The sequence below is a fragment of the Streptomyces sp. NPDC048172 genome, from assembly GCF_043202595.1.
In the GTDB taxonomy this organism is placed as follows: domain Bacteria; phylum Actinomycetota; class Actinomycetes; order Streptomycetales; family Streptomycetaceae; genus Streptomyces.
The window spans coordinates 1,594,161-1,611,598 of the sequence record NZ_JBIDAT010000001.1; the positions used below are offsets into that span (position 1 = coordinate 1,594,161).

Annotated in this window: 19 protein-coding genes; 6 read left to right on the plus strand and 13 right to left on the minus strand. The window is 71.1% G+C overall.

Annotation, left to right across the window (positions count from 1 at the left end; translation table 11 throughout):
- Positions 1–11 precede the first annotated feature (11 nt).
- Positions 12–599 carry a TetR/AcrR family transcriptional regulator gene (locus tag ACGF3A_RS07370; RefSeq protein ID WP_393726665.1) on the minus strand — a complete coding sequence of 196 codons (588 nt, stop codon included), beginning with the start codon at positions 597–599 and terminating at the stop codon, positions 12–14.
- 174 nt (positions 600–773) lie between these two features.
- Positions 774–1,583 carry an alpha/beta fold hydrolase gene (locus tag ACGF3A_RS07375; RefSeq protein WP_393726667.1) on the minus strand — a complete coding sequence of 270 codons (810 nt, stop codon included), beginning with the start codon at positions 1,581–1,583 and terminating at the stop codon, positions 774–776.
- Between the two features lie 80 nt (positions 1,584–1,663).
- Here ACGF3A_RS07375 and ACGF3A_RS07380 point away from each other — a divergent pair, with 80 nt between their 5' ends.
- Positions 1,664–2,209, plus strand: a complete 546-nt coding sequence (locus ACGF3A_RS07380; RefSeq protein ID WP_393726669.1) for a TetR/AcrR family transcriptional regulator — start codon at positions 1,664–1,666, stop codon at positions 2,207–2,209.
- Between the two features lie 13 nt (positions 2,210–2,222).
- The gene (gene dnaE, locus ACGF3A_RS07385; protein WP_393726671.1) at positions 2,223–5,741 is read left to right on the plus strand and encodes a DNA polymerase III subunit alpha; all 3,519 of its coding nucleotides are present in this window, start codon (positions 2,223–2,225) and stop codon (positions 5,739–5,741) included.
- Here dnaE and ACGF3A_RS07390 read toward each other — a convergent pair.
- The 6 genes from ACGF3A_RS07390 to ACGF3A_RS07415 all read right to left on the minus strand — a co-directional run bounded on the left by ACGF3A_RS07390 (position 5,725) and on the right by ACGF3A_RS07415 (position 10,677).
- Positions 5,725–7,524 carry a glycoside hydrolase family 3 protein gene (locus ACGF3A_RS07390; RefSeq protein WP_393726673.1) on the minus strand — a complete coding sequence of 600 codons (1,800 nt, stop codon included), beginning with the start codon at positions 7,522–7,524 and terminating at the stop codon, positions 5,725–5,727. The two genes, dnaE and ACGF3A_RS07390, sit on opposite strands and share 17 nt — an antisense overlap.
- Positions 7,525–7,630: 106 nt before the next feature.
- A complete protein-coding gene (locus ACGF3A_RS07395; protein WP_393726675.1) occupies positions 7,631–8,119 on the minus strand; it encodes a GNAT family N-acetyltransferase in 489 nt (162 codons plus the stop codon).
- A 56-nt stretch (positions 8,120–8,175) separates the two neighbouring features.
- Positions 8,176–8,769: a GNAT family N-acetyltransferase gene (locus tag ACGF3A_RS07400; protein WP_393726677.1), complete on the minus strand. Its 594-nt coding sequence runs from the start codon at positions 8,767–8,769 to the stop codon at positions 8,176–8,178.
- Positions 8,769–9,857, minus strand: coding sequence for a dimethylarginine dimethylaminohydrolase family protein (locus tag ACGF3A_RS07405; RefSeq protein ID WP_393726679.1), 1,089 nt, complete (start codon positions 9,855–9,857; stop codon positions 8,769–8,771). Before ACGF3A_RS07405 ends, ACGF3A_RS07400 begins: the two co-directional genes overlap by 1 nt.
- 121 nt (positions 9,858–9,978) lie before the next feature.
- The gene (locus ACGF3A_RS07410; RefSeq protein ID WP_393727209.1) at positions 9,979–10,257 is read right to left on the minus strand and encodes a DUF397 domain-containing protein; all 279 of its coding nucleotides are present in this window, start codon (positions 10,255–10,257) and stop codon (positions 9,979–9,981) included.
- Positions 10,258–10,287: 30 nt separating this feature from the next.
- Positions 10,288–10,677 (minus strand): MerR family transcriptional regulator, encoded by a 390-nt coding sequence (locus ACGF3A_RS07415; RefSeq protein ID WP_393726681.1) that lies wholly within the window; start codon positions 10,675–10,677, stop codon positions 10,288–10,290.
- Between the two features lie 81 nt (positions 10,678–10,758).
- On the opposite strand from ACGF3A_RS07415, the gene ACGF3A_RS07420 reads away from it, so the two are divergent.
- Entirely contained in the window at positions 10,759–12,039 is a 1,281-nt protein-coding gene (locus ACGF3A_RS07420) for an MFS transporter (RefSeq protein ID WP_393726683.1), read from the plus strand.
- Here ACGF3A_RS07420 and ACGF3A_RS07425 read toward each other — a convergent pair.
- Positions 11,969–12,862, minus strand: coding sequence for an alpha/beta fold hydrolase (locus ACGF3A_RS07425; RefSeq protein WP_393726685.1), 894 nt, complete (start codon positions 12,860–12,862; stop codon positions 11,969–11,971). The genes ACGF3A_RS07420 and ACGF3A_RS07425 overlap by 71 nt on opposite strands.
- Positions 12,863–12,983: 121 nt before the next feature.
- Between ACGF3A_RS07425 and ACGF3A_RS07430 the strand changes: the two genes are divergently transcribed.
- Positions 12,984–13,562 carry a TetR/AcrR family transcriptional regulator gene (locus tag ACGF3A_RS07430; RefSeq protein ID WP_393726687.1) on the plus strand — a complete coding sequence of 193 codons (579 nt, stop codon included), beginning with the start codon at positions 12,984–12,986 and terminating at the stop codon, positions 13,560–13,562.
- Here ACGF3A_RS07430 and ACGF3A_RS07435 read toward each other — a convergent pair.
- From ACGF3A_RS07435 to ACGF3A_RS07445, 3 genes are read right to left on the minus strand one after another with little or no spacing between them, the layout of a single operon-like run.
- On the minus strand, positions 13,537–13,731 hold the full coding sequence (locus ACGF3A_RS07435) for a DUF397 domain-containing protein (protein ID WP_393726689.1): 195 nt from the start codon (positions 13,729–13,731) through the stop codon (positions 13,537–13,539). The two genes, ACGF3A_RS07430 and ACGF3A_RS07435, sit on opposite strands and share 26 nt — an antisense overlap.
- Positions 13,732–13,773: 42 nt before the next feature.
- Positions 13,774–13,968 carry a DUF397 domain-containing protein gene (locus ACGF3A_RS07440; RefSeq protein WP_393726691.1) on the minus strand — a complete coding sequence of 65 codons (195 nt, stop codon included), beginning with the start codon at positions 13,966–13,968 and terminating at the stop codon, positions 13,774–13,776.
- Positions 13,965–14,834, minus strand: a complete 870-nt coding sequence (locus ACGF3A_RS07445) for a helix-turn-helix domain-containing protein (protein WP_393726693.1) — start codon at positions 14,832–14,834, stop codon at positions 13,965–13,967. The genes ACGF3A_RS07440 and ACGF3A_RS07445 overlap by 4 nt, the downstream gene beginning before the upstream one ends.
- Before the next feature lie 163 nt (positions 14,835–14,997).
- Here ACGF3A_RS07445 and ACGF3A_RS07450 point away from each other — a divergent pair, with 163 nt between their 5' ends.
- Together ACGF3A_RS07450 and ACGF3A_RS07455 are read left to right on the plus strand one after the other, a co-directional pair.
- Positions 14,998–15,396 carry an ATP-binding protein gene (locus ACGF3A_RS07450; RefSeq protein WP_393726695.1) on the plus strand — a complete coding sequence of 133 codons (399 nt, stop codon included), beginning with the start codon at positions 14,998–15,000 and terminating at the stop codon, positions 15,394–15,396.
- Between the two features lie 10 nt (positions 15,397–15,406).
- Positions 15,407–16,468 carry a hypothetical protein gene (locus tag ACGF3A_RS07455; RefSeq protein ID WP_393726696.1) on the plus strand — a complete coding sequence of 354 codons (1,062 nt, stop codon included), beginning with the start codon at positions 15,407–15,409 and terminating at the stop codon, positions 16,466–16,468.
- Here ACGF3A_RS07455 and sigJ read toward each other — a convergent pair.
- Positions 16,437–17,378 (minus strand): RNA polymerase sigma factor SigJ, encoded by a 942-nt coding sequence (gene sigJ / locus ACGF3A_RS07460; protein WP_393726698.1) that lies wholly within the window; start codon positions 17,376–17,378, stop codon positions 16,437–16,439. The two genes, ACGF3A_RS07455 and sigJ, sit on opposite strands and share 32 nt — an antisense overlap.
- Positions 17,379–17,438 lie beyond the last annotated feature (60 nt).

The following is a 17,438-nucleotide window of genomic DNA, read 5'->3' on the forward strand; positions in this document are numbered from 1 at the left end:
CAGGCCGATGGTTAGCGCAGGACGCCCGCGAGGGCGGCCGTCACCGTGCGGCGTACCGTCTCCGCGTCCGGCGGGCCGCTCTCGCGGTCCGCGAAGAGCAGGTGCCCGGCGCCGGTCAGCATGGGGGCGAGGGCGTCGAGATCGGCGTCCGCCGCGATACGGCCGCGCTCGCGCTCGGCGGCGAGGTACGCGGCGATCATGGCTGTCGCCTCCGTGAGGAGGGGGATCCCGACGGGCGTGGTCGGGCGCAGCCGGGCGCGCAGGCCGTCCCGTGAGGTGACGAGGCCGACGATGCCGACGGCGACCGACTCGAACAGGTCTGTCAGCGCGCCCGCGAGGTTCCCGGCGACGGTGCCGGTTCCGGCGGCCCCGAGCAGGGCCGTGGACTGGACGTCGAGTCGGGCGACGCGGTCGCGTACGAGTGCGGCGAGGAAGTCGTCGAAGTCCTCGAAGTGCCGGTGCAGTACGCCTTTGGCGCAGCCCGCCTCGGTGGTGACGGCCCGGCTCGTGAGGGCGTTCGGCCCGTCCCGTACGAGGATGCGCTCCGCGGCGCCGAAGAGTTGCTCTTTCGCGTCGCGCAGGGCCACTCCGGTCGGCACCGTTTCCCTCTTTCCTCGCGGGGGAGTGGGCGTACGCCCATATCCGGGCTCACGGTACCGGTCGGTGCCGGGTTCGGGCTGCCCCTGTCCGTGCTTCGCGGTCCGCGGGTGTGCGGTGGCCGGTCGCGCAGTTCCCCGCGCCCCTTCGGGGCACGATCTGGTCCGGCGTCCGTGTCAGCCGGTCTTCGCCCACAGCTCACGCAGCCCCGCGTTCACCAGGGCCGGTTGCTGGGTGTGGGGGTAGTAGCCGGGGACGCGGAGGTGGCGGGCGGCGAGGGCGTCGGTCAGCGCTTCGGCGGCGGCCATCAGGGCCTCTCCGGCGTACTCGCGGTAGAGCGGCGGGGCGCCCGTCCAGTCGCCGGAGATCACGAGGACGGGCCAGGGCGCGTCCCGTACGGGGGCGAGGGCGGGGTCGGCCTCCCAGACGCCGCGTTCGCCCATGGAGGTGCGGGCGGCGCGGAGGCGGGCCGGGGTCGGTTCCGGGGGTTCCATTCCGATGCCCTCGGTCGAGGCGCGCAGGAACTCCTCGGGGGAGAGGCCGGGCGGCGGGCCGGAGGACTCGGCGACCCGCTCGTACAGCGCCCGTACCGGCGCGCGGTCCGCCGCGACGCGGAAGACCGAGGGCTGGATCAGGGCGAGGGAGCGGACGAGGTCGGGGCGGCGTCCGGCGGCGATCAGCGCCGCGAGGCCGCCGTTCGCGTGGCCGACCAGATGGGCCGGGCTCCCGGCCGGGCCCCCGGCGCTCTCCAGGACCTTCACCAGGTCCTCCGCGTCCTCCTCGAAGTCGCTGCGCCCCGTGTCGGGGCTCTGCCCGTAGCCGCGCCGGTCGGTCATCAGCAGGCGCCGCTCGCGGGCGAGTTCGCGCTGGGCGCCGAAGCCGTACCGCTCGTCGGTGGCCCAGGTGAGGATGCCGTGGACGAAGACCGCCGGGGCCCCGTGCGCGGCTCCGTCGTCCCACGTCGTGACGTGCAACGGCTTCCGCATGTTCTCTCCTTCTCCCTCTTGAACCTGTGTTTTGAACCAACGTTCTGAACCAGTGTTCAAAACTGTGTAGGGTGGCGCCCATGGGACACCGTGAACAGCTCATGGCGGGCGCCAAGCGCTGCCTGGAGGAGCGAGGCTACGCACGTACGACCTCGCGCGACATCGCCGCCGCCGCGAACAACGCGCCGGTGGGCACGATCAATTACCACTACGGCTCCAAGGAGGCCCTCCTCAACGCGGCCCTGCTGGAGATCGTCCACGAGTGGGGCGACCGGGTCTCGCGGGGCGCGGAGAGGGCCGACGAGCGGTACTGGCGGCGGGTCGCCGCGCCCGAGGCGGCGGACCGTCCGGTGCTCGTCGCCGCGCTGGAGGCGCAGGCCGAGGCGGAGCGTACGCCCGAGATCCGGCAGCAGATCGCGGAGGCGTACGCGAAGGCGCGCACCACGCTCTCCGCCGAGCTCTACGGCGTCGACGACCCGGACGAGGCCCGTGCCGTCGGCTCCGTGCACATGGCGCTCACCGCCGGGCTCACCCAGCAGTGGCTGATCGACCCCGACAGCGCCCCCTCGGGAGCCGATGTGGTGCGGGCCCTGCGCGCGCTCGCGGACCACCTCGCCGACGGCTGACAAGGAGGGGACGGTGTCCGAGCCCTTCGCCCATCTGCACGTCCACACCCAGTACTCGCTGCTCGACGGCGCGGCCCGGCTCCCCGACCTCTTCCGCGCCTGCGCCGACCTCGGCATGACGCACCTGGCCATGACCGACCACGGCAATCTGCACGGCGCCTACGACTTCTTCCACCGGGCGGCGGACGCGGGGATCACGCCCGTCATCGGCATCGAGGCGTACGTCGCGCCCGCCTCCCGCAGGCTGAAGCGGAAGGTCCAGTGGGGCCAGCCGCACCAGAAGCGCGACGACGTCTCCGGCTCCGGCGGCTACACCCACAAGACGCTCTGGGCCCGCAACGCGACCGGCCTGCACAATCTCTTCCGGCTCTCCTCCGACGCGTACGCCGAGGGCTGGCTGCAGAAGTGGCCCCGCATGGACAAGGAGACCCTCGCCCAGTGGTCCGAGGGGCTGATCGCCTCCACCGGGTGCCCCTCGGGCGAGGTGCAGACGCGGCTGCGGCTCGGCCAGTTCGAGGAGGCGCTCGACGCCGCCGCCACGTACCGGGACATCTTCGGGAAGGACTCCTACTTCCTGGAGCTGATGGACCACGGCATCGAGATCGAGCGCCGCGTCCGCGACGGGCTCCTCGACATCGGCCGCAGGCTCGGCATCCCGCCGCTGGTCACCAACGACTCGCACTACACCTACGCGCACGAGTCGACGGCGCACGACGCACTGCTGTGCGTCCAGACCGGCAAGAGCCTCGCCGACCCCGCCCGCTTCCGCTTCGACGGCTCCGGCTACCACCTCAAGTCCGCCGCCGAGATGTACGCGATCGACTCCTCGGACGCCTGGCAGGAGGGCTGCCGCAACACGCTGCTCGTCGCCGAACGCGTCGAGACCGACGGCATGTTCACCAAGCGGGACCTGATGCCCCGCTTCGACGTGCCCGACGGGTACACGGAGGTCACCTGGTTCCGCGAGGAGGTCGCGCGCGGGCTGCGCCGCCGCCTCCCGGGCGGGGTGGGGGAGGAGTACGAGCGCCAGGCGGCGTACGAGATGGACGTGATCGTCCAGATGGGGTTCCCCGGCTACTTCCTCGTCGTCGCCGACTTCATCAACTGGGCGAAGGAGAACGGGATCGCGGTCGGCCCTGGGCGCGGCTCCGCCGCCGGGTCCCTCGTCTCGTACGCGATGGGCATCACGGACCTCGACCCGCTCGCACACGGGCTGATCTTCGAGCGGTTCCTCAACCCCGAGCGGGTCTCCATGCCGGACGTCGACATCGACTTCGACGAGCGCAGGCGCGTGGAGGTCATCCGGTACGTCACGGAGAAGTATGGCGCCGACAAGGTCGCGATGATCGGCACGTACGGCACCATCAAGGCGAAGAACGCGATCAAGGACGCGGCCCGGGTGCTGGGCTACCCGTACGCGATGGGTGACCGCGTCACCAAGGCCATGCCCGCCGACGTCGGCGGCAAGGGCATCGACCTGTCCGGCATCACCGACCCCGCCCACCCCCGTTACGCGGAGGCGGGCGAGGTGCGGGCGCTCTACGAGAACGAGCCGGACGTGCGGAAGGTCGTCGACACCGCGCGCGGCGTCGAGGGCCTGGTGCGGCAGATGGGGGTGCACGCGGCGGGCGTGATCATGGCCAGCGAGCCGGTCACCGACCACGTCCCGGTGTGGGTGCGGCACAGCGACGGGGTCACCATCACGCAGTGGGACTATCCGAGCTGCGAGTCGCTCGGCCTGCTCAAGATGGACTTCCTGGGCCTGCGGAACCTCACCATCACGGACGACGCGGTCCGGATGATCCGCCGTACGAAGGGCGTCGAGCTCGATCTGCTGTCGCTGCCGCTGGACGACGCCGCGACGTTCGCGCTCTTCGGCAGGGGCGACACGCTGGGCGTCTTCCAATTCGACGGCGGCGGCATGCGCTCCCTGCTGCGGCAGATGCGGCCCGACCACTTCGAGGACATCATCGCCGTCACCGCGCTCTACCGCCCCGGCCCGATGGGCATGAACTCGCACGTCAACTACGCCCTGCGCAAGCACGGCCAGCAGGAGATCACCCCCATCCACCCCGAGCTGGCCGAGCCGCTGCGCGAGGTCCTCGGCCTCACCTACGGACTGGTCGTCTACCAGGAGCAGGTTCAGAAGGCCGCACAAGCGCTGGCCGGGTACTCGCTGGGCCAGGCCGACCTGCTGCGACGGGCCATGGGGAAGAAGAAGGCCGAGGTCCTGGAGAAGGAGTTCGTGCCCTTCCGCGAGGGCTGTCGGGAGCGGGGGTACAGCGACGCGGCGATCCAGGCGGTCTGGGACGTGCTCGTGCCCTTCGCGGGATACGCGTACAACAAGGCGCACGCGGCGGCGTACGCGCTCGTCTCGTACTGGACCGCCTACCTGAAGGCGAACTACCCCGCCGAGTACATGGCCGCGCTGCTCACCTCGGTCCGCGACGACAAGGACAAGTCGGCGGTCTACCTGAACGAGTGCCGGAAGATGGGCATCACCGTGCTGCCCCCGGACGTCAACGAGTCCGAGGCCGACTTCGCCTCGCGCGACGACTCCACGGTCCTCTTCGGCCTGACGGCGGTCCGGAACGTCGGGCAGAACGTGGTCGACTCGGTGGTGCGGTGCCGGAAGGCGAAGGGGCGCTATGCCTCGTTCCCCGACTTCCTGGAGAAGGTCGAGGAGGTCGTCTGCAACAAGCGGACGGTCGAGTCCCTGATCAAGGCCGGGGCCTTCGACGGCATGGGCCACACGCGCAAGGGCCTGGCTGCCGCGTTCGAGCCGATGATCGACACGGTGGTGCGGGTCAAGCGGAAGGAGGCGGAGGGCCAGTTCGACCTGTTCGCGGAGGAGACGGCGGGCCCCGCCTTCGGCCTGGACGTCGAGTTCTCCTCCGAGGAGTGGGAGAAGTCCCATCTCCTCGCCCAGGAACGGGAGATGCTCGGCCTCTACGTCTCCGACCACCCCCTCTTCGGCGTCGAGCACCTGCTCCGGGAGCGGTCCGACGCCGCGATCTCCCAGCTCACCGGCGGCGACTTCGCGGACGGCGCCGTCGTCACCGTCGGCGGCATCGTCTCCGGGCTCCAGCGGAAGGTGACCAAGCAGGGCAGCCCCTGGGCCATCGCCACGGTGGAGGACCTGGCCGGCTCGCTGGACTGCATGTTCTTCCCCGCGACCTACCAGCTCGTCTCCACCCAGCTCACGGAGGACACGATCGTGCTGGTCAAGGGCAGCCTCGACCGGCGCGAGGACGTGCCCCGGCTCGTCGCGACCGAGCTGGCCGTCCCGGACCTCGCGGAGGCGGGCGGGCACGCGCCCGTACGGCTCCACCTCCGCGAGGCCCAGGTGACCCCGGAGTCGGTGCGGGGTCTCGGCGAGGTGCTCCGGGCACACCCGGGCCCCACGGAGGTCCACCTCAGCGTGCGGGGCCGTACGCGGACGACCGTCTACCGGCTCGCCGACCGCGTCCGCGTCGGCCCCGCGCTGTGGGCGGACCTGAAGGCGGCGGTGGCGGTCAGCGCCGGTACGTGAGCCCGTAGCCGTACGGGAAGAGCGGACGCTTGCCGTCCCCCACGTTCACCGGCTGCTGCGCGGCGTCGCGCATCCAGCTCACCGGCAGCTTGCCGGTGGGCCGGTACGCGCCAAACAGCACGTCGGACACGCCGTTCCCCTCCGTCCCCGGCAGCCAGGACGCCAGCAGCGCGTCCCAGCCGGGGAGCTGGTCCGCGATGTCCAGGGGCCGCCCGGAGACGAGCACCACGGCGACGGGCACGCCGGACGCCTTGAGCCGCTTGAGCGTCGCGAGATCCTCGTCGTCCAGCCCCATCGCGCCGGGCCTGTCGCCCTCGAACTCGGCGTACGGCTTCTCGCCGACGACCGCCACGGCGACGTCGTAACTCTTGTCGATGCCTTCGCCGTTCCGGTCGTACGTGAGGTGGGGAGCCCGCTTCCTCATCCCCTCCAGGATGGTGGTCCCGGGGGTGATGTCGCCGCTCTGCCCCTGCCAGGTGATCGTCCAGCCGCCGGACTGGTTGCCGATGTCGTCGGCGTTCTTCCCGGCGACGAAGATCTTGCTCTTCTTCTTGAGCGGGAGGACGCGGTGATCGTTCTTCAGCAGAGTCTGCGACTCGCGCACGGCCTCCCGGGCGAGGGCCCGGTGCTCGGCCGACCCGACGTCATCGGTGTGGGACCGGTCGGTGAACGGCCGTTCGAAGAGCCCGAGCCGGAACTTCTGGGCGAGGATGCGCCGATTGGCGTCGTCGACGCGGGACATCGAGATCCGCCCGGCATCGACTTCCTCCTTCAGGAGGCTGAGGAACTTCTTGTAGTCGTTCGGCACCATCACCATGTCGATCCCGGCGTTGACGGCGGTCCGCACCTCCTCCCCGGTGAAGCCCTCCTTGCCGTCGAGCTGGTCGATACCGGCCCAGTCGGAGACGACGAACCCCTTGAAGCGCAGCTCTTTCTTCAGCACATCGGTGATCAGGTACTTGTGCCCGTGCAGCTTCTGCCCGTTCCAGCTGCTGAAGGAGACCATGACGGAGCCGACACCTTGCCGGACAGCCTTGCGGAACGGCGGCAGGTGCGTGGCTCGCAGCTCCTTCTCGCTGACGCGAGTGTCGCCCTGGTCGTCGCCCCCTTCGGTCCCGCCGTCCCCGACGTAGTGCTTGGCGGTGGCCAGCACGCCGGGGTCGCCGAGCCGGTGCTGCAGCCCCTCGATCTCGGAGGCCCCGAGGGCGCTGGGCAGCTCCGGGACCTCCCCGTACGACTCGTACGTACGCCCCCAACGGTCGTTGCGGGCCACGCACAGGCACGGGGCGAAGTTCCAGTCGACGCCTGTCCCGGCCATCTCCTTCGCGGTGGTCCGCCCGATCTTCTCGGTGAGCCCCGGGTCCCGGGTGGCGCCCAGCCCGATGTGGTGCGGGAAGATCGTCGCGCCCTTGACGTTGTTGTGCCCGTGCACGGCGTCGGCCCCGTAGATCATCGGGATGCCGAGGCGGGTGCTGAGCGCGGTGCGCTGGAAGCTGTCGTACATGTCGGCCCAGGCGGCGGGCGTATTCGTCGCGGGCGTCGAGCCGCCGCCGGAGAGCACGGACCCGATCCCGTACTTGGCGAGATCCTCCTGCTGCGGGGCGAGCGCCCCTCGCTCGGCCTGCGTCATCTGCCCGAGCTTCTCGTCCAGCGTCATGCGCGAGAGCAGGTCGCTGACGCGCTCGCCGGTGGACAGGCGGTCGTCCTTGTACGCCGCACGCCCGCTGTCGGCCCCCGCGGGCGCCACCCCCACGGCCCCCGCGCACAACGCGAGCACGCTCACGCCGATCCCTAACCGAACCTTGATCCCTCGTCTCACGATCCCCTCCCAGGACGACGGTCACTGTCGCCGCACAAGCTAGAGCCGGACCGTACTTTTGGGAACGCTCTCAGCTTGTCGTCGACTCGTCGGTGCCCGTGGCGTCGGGGAGTCGGGCACGTGGGCAGAGGTAGAAGAGTTCGGGATCTCCCTCGTCGAGGCCGTGCAGCAGACCGACCGGATGCCAGTCGGCGTGTTGCAGCAGCTGCTGCATGGGGTGGTTGGAGACGTTGGTCGAGGTGAACAGCTTCGCGGTGGCGCATACGGTCTCCGTTGCCGTGAGGAGACGCGCTCCCACGCCTCGTCGGCGGGCGTCGGGGGCGACCATCAGCATGGTGACGAAGCCCTGCTCGAAGAACGTGTACTCCAGCACGCTGTACCCCACAGGTCCGGATGAGTCCCGGGCGATGAGGGCCACGCCGTGCTCGCACCAGCGGCGGATGCCGTCGCGTCGCGCAAGGTCGCCTGCTGCCGCGACGGAATCGATCCCGGCCAGCGCGGCCCAGTCCGATGGGTCCGCACGTGTGACGTGGAGCCCGCTGAGGTTCTCGACATCCATGGGGCGCCTCCTGGCAGCGCACGGGCGGTTGGTTCCCCGGGACACGTCCCGTCTCGTCAGTCGACGAGCTGGAGGTGGGGGCCGGTGTCCCAGTCGGCCCGTCGCAGCTCGTACTCGACCTCGCCGTGCTCGCTGCCCGGGAGCGGGTCGTCGAATTCCAGGTGGAAGGTGCGTACGTAGGCGAGACCGGCCTTCTCCATGACGCGGCGCGAGGCGGTGTTGACCGCCATGGTCTGGGCCCACACCCGCTGAACACCGAGTTCGGCGAAGCCTTTGCGGATCAGCGCACGGGCTCCCTCGGTGGCGTACCCCTTGCCCCAGACCGATGCCTTGAGCCGGTACCCGAGCTCCACCTCCCGGACGCCGCCGTCCTCGGGCGGCTGGAGGCTCAGCCATCCCACGAACTCCCCGGTGCCGCGCTCGACAGCCGCCCAGCGCCCCGCCGGGCCCCGACGGTAGTCCCGCAGGACCTTCGGCAGGACCTCGTCCTCGATCTCCGCACGCGGAGTCGGCTCACCGGTGAGGAACCGCATCACCTCGGGGTCACTGTCCAGCTCCACCAGGTTGTCCACGTCCGCCTCGGTGAAACGGCGCAGCACCAGCCGCTCGGTTTCCATGAACACGTCCACCAGCCAGGACTCTCCCTGCATCAGCCTCGCCTCAGGGGGCTGGTGACGCAGCGGATGCCGCCGCCCAAGGCGCAGACCGCGCCGAACTCGAACTCACTGATGACGTCCACGCGTCGTCTGCGCAGTTGCCTGATCAGCCGGGTGTGCTCGCGCGCGATGACGACCTTGTTCGGGGCCAGGGCCATGGTGTTGCAACCCAGCGCGTGGGCCTCTTCCCTCGTCGCGTCGATGACCTCCCAGTCGGCGATCGGTTCCGGCAGGCCGTCGACGAGGCCGTCGCGATAGCACATCACGAGGCCGGGGCGGATGATGGAGAGGACGCAGTCGAGGTGGAGCCAGGGACGCCGAAGCCCGACTTCGTGGACCCGGCGGTCCGGGAACTGACGGCGCAGCCACGCGACGCCCGCGGAGTTGGAGGCCAGCCCGGAGTTGCCGACGAGGATGTCGTCCCCGAGTTGGAAGAGATCTCCGCCTTCCAAGAAGGGACCGGGGGATTCCGGCACCCTGTGGTCGGGCACGGTCGGCGGGGGCTGAGGCATCGCCACGTGACCGGCGTCCGGGTCTGCGGCGAGCCTGGCGGTGAGGGTTTCGCGCAGGCCGAAGATCTCCTTACGGCGCGAAGGCATCATGGGAGTCGTCTCGACCGCTGTGTTCCCGACGACGACGACCGTATCCCGCGTGTAGAGCTCCGCGTGGCCGCGCGTCACGAACTCGTCCTCGTACCTGGTCAGCTGCCGGGGCCGGTGTACACGGACACCGTGCGCCTCGTAGAGCGAGACCAGGGATTCCATCTGGTGCTCGACCGCCTTGGTTTCCGCAGGGTCCAGCATGTCGCGGAACGGCCTGCCCACGCCGCGGTTCCAGGCGTCGATCTTCGCCTGCGACATGCCCCAGTACTCCACGATCGAGTAGGACAGCGGATGGACCAACGAATCGATGTCCATGCGGCCGACGAACGCCTCCTTCAGCGGCGCGAGCTCGTCCCGTACGGCAATCCGGCGCGGGCCGACCGCCGACTGCCGTGGCGCCGTGGCGTGTGCGGCGCCTCCAGTCGCCGCCGCGGCGGCGACTGCGGTTCCCGAGACCAGGACTTTGCGACGGTTCGGCATATTCACAACGGGCCTCCATAGGCCGACGGCAGCTCCACTCGTGCATCGCTGCCACCACGTTCCCTGGTCGCCCAGCCACCGTCGTCCGCCTCCGGGGGGAGCGCCCGGTGCCACTTTGGGTCTACTGCGTGGTGTGACGGCTGCTTCTGATCCCGCGCAGGAACGCCGTCCACGTGTCCCCCGAGAATCCGAGCACGGGCCCGTCCGGAACCTTGCTGTCCCGGACCAGCCGTCGGGTACCGGTCTCGGCGACCTGGACGCAGTCGCCCTGAGCACCGCTGTGGCTGCTGGTGCGCCATATGAGGGTGTCATCTGAGTTCCTTCGCGGCCTGGTGGAGCAGTTCGAGCGATTCGCGGGGAGGCAGCGACGCTGTCCGCGCGTCGTCGATGAGTGCCTGATAGCGGGCGACGTCGTCCTCTCAGCCGGTTGTCACGGAGAGTCCGTGGCGTCGAGCAGCGCACACTGATCGAATTTCATGCAGCCGCACTCCAGGCAGTCCGCGACCGCCTGCCGCAGGGCCTGGGTCTGTGCGATGTGCCGGTCGAGTTCGGGCAGTTTGCGCGCGGCCATGTCCCGCCACTGGCGGGTGGCGGAGGGAGTGGTGTCCTCGGCCAGCAGTTGCGCGATCTCGGCGAGGGTGAAGCCCGCCCGCTGCGTCATCTTGATCAGGGCGACCCGGCGGACCGTGCTGGCGGGCCACACCCGGCGCCCTCCTTCGCGCCGCGCGCCGGGCAGCAGGCCGCGCTCCTCCCAGTAGCGCAGCGCCGAAGCCCGCACCCGGGCCTTCTCCGCGAGCTCGCCGATGGGCAGATACCGCACGCCTGCCCCCTCGGTCTCCTCGGTCTCCGATTCGTCCTCGACCTTGACTTCAAGCGTGCTTGAAGCAGGACGCTGACCTGCATGTTCTCAGCAGCACCGGGACGCCTGCTGCCCGGCCCGTACCGCGCTCTGTTCGCCGACCGTACCTTTCGGCGGCTGATGCCGGTCTTCGCGCTGTCCGACCTGGGGGACGGCATGACCGTCGTCGCGGTCGCGTGGCTCGCGATCACGCTGGGGCCCGAGGGCGGCCAGGGCGCGCTGGCAGGCATCGCCGTCGCCTCCTACGTCCTGCCGGGCGCGCTGGGCGCACTGGTCCTGGGCCGGTGGATGCGGCGGCTGCCCGCGCGACGGCTCCTGGTCACCGACTCCGCGCTGCGGGCCGTACTGCTGGGGACGATCCCGCTCGCACACCTGACGGGACTGCTCACCCCGACCGTGTACGTCGGGCTCCTGGCCGCCTCCTCGCTGCTCCACGCCTGGGGCAAGGCCGGAAAGCACGCGCTCTTCGCCCCTCTGCTCCCCGACGATCAGCGCCTGGCGGCCAACAGCGTGCTCAGCACCAGCCTGTGGAGCGCGACCATCGCGGGCCCCGCGCTCGCGGGCGTTCTCGCGGGAGCGGTGTCCCCGGCGTGGATCATCGGCATGGACGCCGCCACGTTCGCCGTGCTCGCCGTCCGGACCGGCCGCACCACCCTGCCCCGTTCACCGGCACCCCCGGTGAACGGCGGGACACAGGGGACACAGCGCGGGCTGAGCATCCTGCGCCGCCATCCGGAACTGTTCGGACTGCTCCTGGTGACCTGGGTGTTCAACCTCACCTTCGGCCCCGTCGAGGTCGCCCTCCCCCTGTTCGTCTCCGGCGATCTCGACGCGGGCGCGGGGCTGCTCGGCGCCTACTGGGCCACCTTCGGGGCCGGAGCCGTCATCGGCGCCCTCGCCCTGGGCGCGGCCAGGCGGCTGCCGCTCTGGCCGGTCATGCTCGGCATCATCGCGAGCCACGGCGTCGGCATGCTCCCCTTCGCCCTCACGCACACCGCCCTCCCCTCCCTCATCGGCTTCGCCTGCGCCGGCCTCGTCTACGGCCCCTACTCCGCGCTCTCCTTCACCCTGATCCAGGACCGCGCCCCCGCCGACTCCCTCACCACGGTGCTGGCCGCACGCAGCGCCGTACTCCTGACGGCCTCCCCCCTCGGAGCCGCACTCGGAGGCTTCCTGCTCGACCGGACCAGCGCCCCGGCCGTCCTCGTCGGCTGCGGCGTACTGATGATCCTCACCGCCGCTGCGAGCGTCATCATGCTGAAGCTGCACGGAAGAAGTCCGCGAGCGCGGCGGCGACGGCTTCGGGCTGCTCGTCGGGGATGAAATGCCCGGCGTCGGCCACGACGGTTCCGGTGACGTCGTCGGCCCACCGGCTCAGGGAGGCGGCCATGTCCGGAACGGACCCGTGGCTGCTGGAGATTCCGAGGACGGGCACGGACAGGTGCCGCCGCTCCAGCGCCTCGCGGTTCTTGCGCGCGGACTCCGCCGCGTCCCGGTAGTACGCGAGGGAGGCGCGCAGGCCGCCGTCCGCGGCGAGGGCCGCCGCGTAGTGATCGACCTCGGCGTCGTCGAACGTACGGGGGGACAGGGCCTTCGCCTTCAGGAACCAGTCGACGTACTCGCGTTCGCGACCGGCGAGCAGCGTCTCGGGCAGGCCGGGCACGAGGTGGAACGCGAAGTGCCAGGTCTTCCACGCCCGCTCCGCGTCGGTGGGAATCGTCTCCGGAAGAGTGATCCCGGGAATCCCGGCGTCGAGCAGAGCGACTCCGCGCAGGTGGCTCTCGTGGGTGAGGGCGAGAGAGAAAGCGACCCAGGCGCCGATGTCGTGGGCGACCAGGGAGTAGGACGGCACCCCGAGGGCCCGCACGGCGGCGTGGACGTGGGCGGCGACCGTATGCGTGTCGTAGCCGCGCTCCGGGCGCGCGGAGTGGCCCTGCCCCGGCAGGTCGACCGCGATGACGTGGAACCGGCGGGCCAGTCCGGGCATCACCTTCCGCCAGGCCCACCAGGTCTGCGGGAAGCCTGCGAGCAGGACGACGGCGGGGTCTTCGGGCCGCCCGCCCTCGACTGCGTGAAGGCGCACGCCGTCCGCGTCGACCCAGCGGTGGGTGAATCCGGCCAGATCCGGGAGGGGCAGATCGCGCACGGGGGCCTCCGAGGGTGTCGAGTGTGCGGGGCGGGGCGGGGCAGGGCTGGAAAGCTAACACATCTTGAACTGATCAGTTCAAGATAGGATGAGTGCAGACCGAACCGGTGAGGAGTGGGGCGTGGCAGGCAAGAAGCAGTTCGACGTGGACAAGGCGCTCGACGCCGCGATGGTCCAGTTCTGGCGTGCCGGTTACGCCGACACCTCCCTGGACGACCTGTCCCGGGCGACCGGCCTGAACCGCAGCTCCCTCTACTCCACCTTCGGCGGCAAGGACACGCTCTTCCTGCGTTGCCTGGATCTGTACGCCGCGCGCTACGGCGAGAAGTACGACGCCGCCCTGTCGTGTGCGGCCGCGGACCCCGTTGCCGCGGTCCGCGCCTTCTTCGACGTCACCCTCGCCCGCATCGCCGATCCCGGGCTCCCGGACGGATGTCTGATCGCCCAGTCGGCCATGGCGATCCCCGTACTGCGTCCGGATGTCGCGGAGCGCGCCCGGCAGGCGCTCGGCGCCCAGTGCCGACGCCTGCGCGCCGCGCTGCGGTCCGGCGGCGTCGCCGCCGAGGACGCCGAGACCTTCGCCGCGCACGCGGCGGCCGTGAACCAGTCGCTCGCCGTCATGAGCCGGGTCGGAGCGAGCCCGGCCCAACTCCGGGCCGTCGTGAGCGTCACGCTCAGCGCGCTACCGGCCCTGCCTTGACCTCCACGACGAACGCGGCCCACGCGGCGGGCGGGAAGGCGAGCACGGGCCCGTGCGGCGCCTTGCTGTCCCGGACCAGCGATCCGGTGCCGGTGCCGGTGTCTGCGACTTCGACGCAGTCGCCCTGCGCGCCGCTGTAGCTGCTGGTGCGCCATATGAGAGCGGTCATCCGCGTCCCTTCCTCGCGACGCGGAGTCACTCGCCGAACTCCTCAGCGCAGCTCCGGCACGGCCTTGATGCCCGCCAGGAACGCGGTCCACGCAGTGGGCGGGAAGGCGAGCACGGGCCCCTGCGGGGCCGCTTTGCTGTCCCGGACCAGCGATCCGGTGCCGGTCTCGGCGACCTCCAGGCATTGGCCGATGCCGTCGCTGTAGCTGCTCGTACGCCAACGCAGGTCAGTGGTCATTGGTACTCCTTGGTGATTCGTCGGAGCAACGAGAACGACTCGTCCGGTTCCAGGGCGACGTCAGTAGCATTGTCGAACCCGGCACGGAAGAGCGCCACGTCGTCATCGTGCTCCCGCCACATGTCGCCGATAGGGCTCTCGCACAGGGCGACGTCCCGCTCCGACACCTTCGGGAAGCTCAGGAGCAGGAACGGGCCGTTCACGCACATGTATGCGCTGGCCGAGAACGGCAGCACCCGCACGGTGATGTTCGGCCTCTGTGCGACCTCCAAGACGTGTTCCATCTGAGCGCGCCAAACCTTCGGCCCGCCGATCTGCTGCCTTACGGCTCCCTCGGTCACGACGACGCTCAAGGTCAGGAGCGGCTCTTCGGCCAGGCGCCGTTGCCTGGCGGCCCGTACGTGGATGAACTGCTCGATCTCGCCATCGGTCCGCCCGTCCTGGCGTGCGACGGCCAGGGCCCGTGCGTAGTCCGGCGACTGGAGCAGGCCCGGGAGGACTTGGGGCTGGAAGTTGCAGACGTGCTCGGCCAACGCCTCCAGCGCGATGTAGTCGCGATAGGTGTGGCTCAGCGCCTGCGCGTACTCGTCCCACCAGCCCCGCTGGTGTCGGGGGTGGGCTGCGCGGGCCAGGGCGCTGAGACGCTGGTGCACGTCTTCGTCCGCGATCCCGTACGCCCGTAGCAGAGCGACCACATCCGGGGTGCGCACCAGCACCCGGCCGTTCTCCATGCGACTGATCTTGCCCTTGGTGCAGTCGAGGGCATCGGCGGCCTGTGTCGTGGACATCGCAGCGGTCAACCGGTACTGCCGCAGCGTCTCGCCCAACTGGCGCCCCAGCACCGTGGACTGTCGTTCAAGAGCCATGAACCCCCTTGTAGCAGAGGCGGGTTCGGCCTGCCCGTCAACTCACTCGGAAGGATGAGAATCTCATCAGCTCTAACTCGAAACGTTGCGAGTCGGATTGCGGGTGGAACAGGCTGCACCCGGTGAGGAGCTACCTCACGGACCCAGAGCACCAGGGGATGCCATGCCACATGGCCCGTACGAAGCGACGTTCCGATTCCCGCGGACAGCGAGAAGCGTTCCGCGGGCACGGGCCATGCTCAGATCCCTGCTCGACGCCTGGGACGAGGGCGAGGCGGCGGACACCGCCGAGCTGCTGCTCTCGGAGCTGGTGACCAACGCCGTACGGGCTCCCGCGCCCCGTGACCGGCAGGTCGAGTTCACGGCGCGGGCCGCCGAAGGCGCGCTGCGGCTGGAGGTCGCCGACGCGGGGGACGGGCGTCCGGAGCCGAGGGAAGCGGGGGAGACGGACGAGTCGGGGCGAGGTCTCTTCCTCATCGCCGCGCTCACCGAACGGTGGGGGGTCAGCGAGAGGGCCGTGGGCAAGACGGTGTGGTGCGAGCTGAAGTTGCCGACCGGGTGACAATCTCCGCATGGACAACGGGGCGAGGGCCAACGCGTTGATCGCGCTGAGCATGGAGCGCGGGTACGACGCTCGGCACGAGGCCCGCCTCGCGCTGTACGAGGAAGCCCTCGGCGCCGCCCGTGCCCTCGACCCCGCCGACCCGGCCCGCGTACCCCTGCTCTACCGGGTGCTCGATCACCGGCAGCGCGAGCTGTACCTCCTCGGCAGACGGAGCGAAGGGCTGGCCACGCGCGCGGAGATGGCCGCCGTACGGCCCGCGCCCCGGGGGCTGCGGACCTGGGCCGCGGGGCTCGCCGACGCGGGGCGGTACGCGGAAGCCGCCGATGTGCTCACCGAGTGGGTGGCGGAGCTCTGGGAGGAGGGGGCCGAGAGCGGGGCCCTGGCCTGGGCCCTGCTGGACCGGATCGCCGCGCTCGACGCCGCCGGGCGGCCCGGCGAAGCCCTCGCCGCGTGCGCGGAACTCGTCGGGCTGGAGGTCGAGCGGTCCGCCGACAGCCGTGGGGCGATGGCCTGCCACCTCCACGCGCTGATCCTGCACGCGCACATGCTCGACGCGCGCGGGCGGGACAGCGAAGCCACCGGCGTACGGCGCGAGGCGTGCGCGCTGCTCACGGAGATTGCCGCGCTCGGCGAGCGCAGGGCGTTCAGCACGTACCAGTCGGCCTATTGGGCCGTCGTGCTCGCCCTCACCTGCGAGGACGCCGAGGCACCCGCCGGGATGACGCACAAGTCGTGGGTGCCCGGCACCATGCGGCGGTACGCAGACGGCATCGACGCCCTGCGCGAGCGCGCGGGCGCGGCCACGGATCCGAGCACGCGTGTCCGGGCGCACCGGGTGCTCACCGTCCGCTCGGCCGTCCGCGAGGAAGACCGCACCCATCTCTTCGCGGAGCGGATCCGTCCCCTCTTCGACGAGGGGGTACGGCTCGCACGCCGGACCGGCGATTACCGGTTGCTGGCCCGCGCGCTGACCGACCGGGCCGCCTTCCGCGCCGCCGCGAAGGAGTTCGCGGCGGCGCTGGCGGACTTCCGCGAGGTCATGACGGTGACGGGCGCGTCCACGGCTTGAGCTTCTCCGGGTTCCGGACGGCCCAGAGATGGTGGACGCGGCCGTCCGTGACGTCGAACGCGATCACGGCCACGACCGCGTCGCCGAGCTGGAGGACCAGCCCGGCCTGGCCGTTGACCGTACGTTCGAGGAGCGTGAGGCCCGGCACCTTGCTCGCGAGGTCGAGGCAGCCCTGCGCGACCTGCTCGCCGCCGACGACGGGGTCGAGGACGGCGCTCACGAGCCCGCCGCTGTCGGCGACCGCCGTGGCCGCGGGGTCGAGGAGGCCGACGAGGGCCTCGATGTCCCGCGCCTCCCACGCCTTCTTGAACTCCCGTACGACCTCGGTGCGGGCCGCCTCGGCGCGGATCCGCTGTTCCGAGGCGTCCCGCGAGGACCGCACGCGGCGGCGGGCCGACGAGGCGAGCTGGCGGCACGCCGCGGGCGTACGGCCGACGACCGCGGCGACCTCGGTGAACGAGTAGCGGAACACGTCGTGCAGCACGAACGCGACGCGTTCGGCCGGAGTCATCGATTCGAGGACGACGAGGAAGGCCATGCCCACCGACTCGTCCAGCGTGACCCGGTCCGCCGGGTCGGCGGAGCCGTCGTCCGCCCGGCCCCCGGTGAGCCACTCCGTGCGTTCGGGCAGCGGCTCGGGCAGCCACGTGCCCACGTACCGTTCGCGCCGGGCGCGGGCCGAGCGGAGCTGGTCGAGGCAGATGCGGCTCGCGACCCTCGTCAGCCAGGCGCCGGGGGAGTCGATGGCCGACCGCTGCCGCACCGTCATGGCGTACCAGCGCGCGTACGTCTCCTGCACGACGTCCTCGGCGTCGGCGAGGGAGCCCAGCAGCCGGTAGGCGACGTTGGTCAGCTGCCGCCGCTCGCTCATGATCGCGCCCAGTCCGGGCTCGTACGGGGTGGTGGTCATGTCGTGCAGCTCCCTCGGTCGCGTCCGCCCTCACAGAGACGACGGAACAGCCCGCCGCGT

Bases quoted from the DNA above. Each gene is read 5' to 3' on its own strand.
- ACGF3A_RS07455 (WP_393726696.1), top strand. From the start codon at position 15,407: ATGGACAACGGGGCGAGGGCCAACGCGTTGATCGCGCTGAGCATGGAG.
- ACGF3A_RS07420 (WP_393726683.1), top strand. From the start codon at position 10,759: ATGTTCTCAGCAGCACCGGGACGCCTGCTGCCCGGCCCGTACCGCGCT.
- ACGF3A_RS07405 (WP_393726679.1), bottom strand. From the start codon at position 9,857: ATGCCGAACCGTCGCAAAGTCCTGGTCTCGGGAACCGCAGTCGCCGCC.
- ACGF3A_RS07380 (WP_393726669.1), top strand. From the start codon at position 1,664: ATGGGACACCGTGAACAGCTCATGGCGGGCGCCAAGCGCTGCCTGGAG.
- ACGF3A_RS07400 (WP_393726677.1), bottom strand. From the start codon at position 8,769: ATGCAGGGAGAGTCCTGGCTGGTGGACGTGTTCATGGAAACCGAGCGG.
- ACGF3A_RS07375 (WP_393726667.1), bottom strand. From the start codon at position 1,583: ATGCGGAAGCCGTTGCACGTCACGACGTGGGACGACGGAGCCGCGCAC.
- sigJ (WP_393726698.1), bottom strand. From the start codon at position 17,378: ATGACCACCACCCCGTACGAGCCCGGACTGGGCGCGATCATGAGCGAG.
- ACGF3A_RS07445 (WP_393726693.1), bottom strand. From the start codon at position 14,834: ATGGCTCTTGAACGACAGTCCACGGTGCTGGGGCGCCAGTTGGGCGAG.
- ACGF3A_RS07435 (WP_393726689.1), bottom strand. From the start codon at position 13,731: ATGACCGCTCTCATATGGCGCACCAGCAGCTACAGCGGCGCGCAGGGC.
- ACGF3A_RS07395 (WP_393726675.1), bottom strand. From the start codon at position 8,119: ATGGATGTCGAGAACCTCAGCGGGCTCCACGTCACACGTGCGGACCCA.
- ACGF3A_RS07450 (WP_393726695.1), top strand. From the start codon at position 14,998: ATGCCACATGGCCCGTACGAAGCGACGTTCCGATTCCCGCGGACAGCG.
- ACGF3A_RS07440 (WP_393726691.1), bottom strand. From the start codon at position 13,968: ATGACCACTGACCTGCGTTGGCGTACGAGCAGCTACAGCGACGGCATC.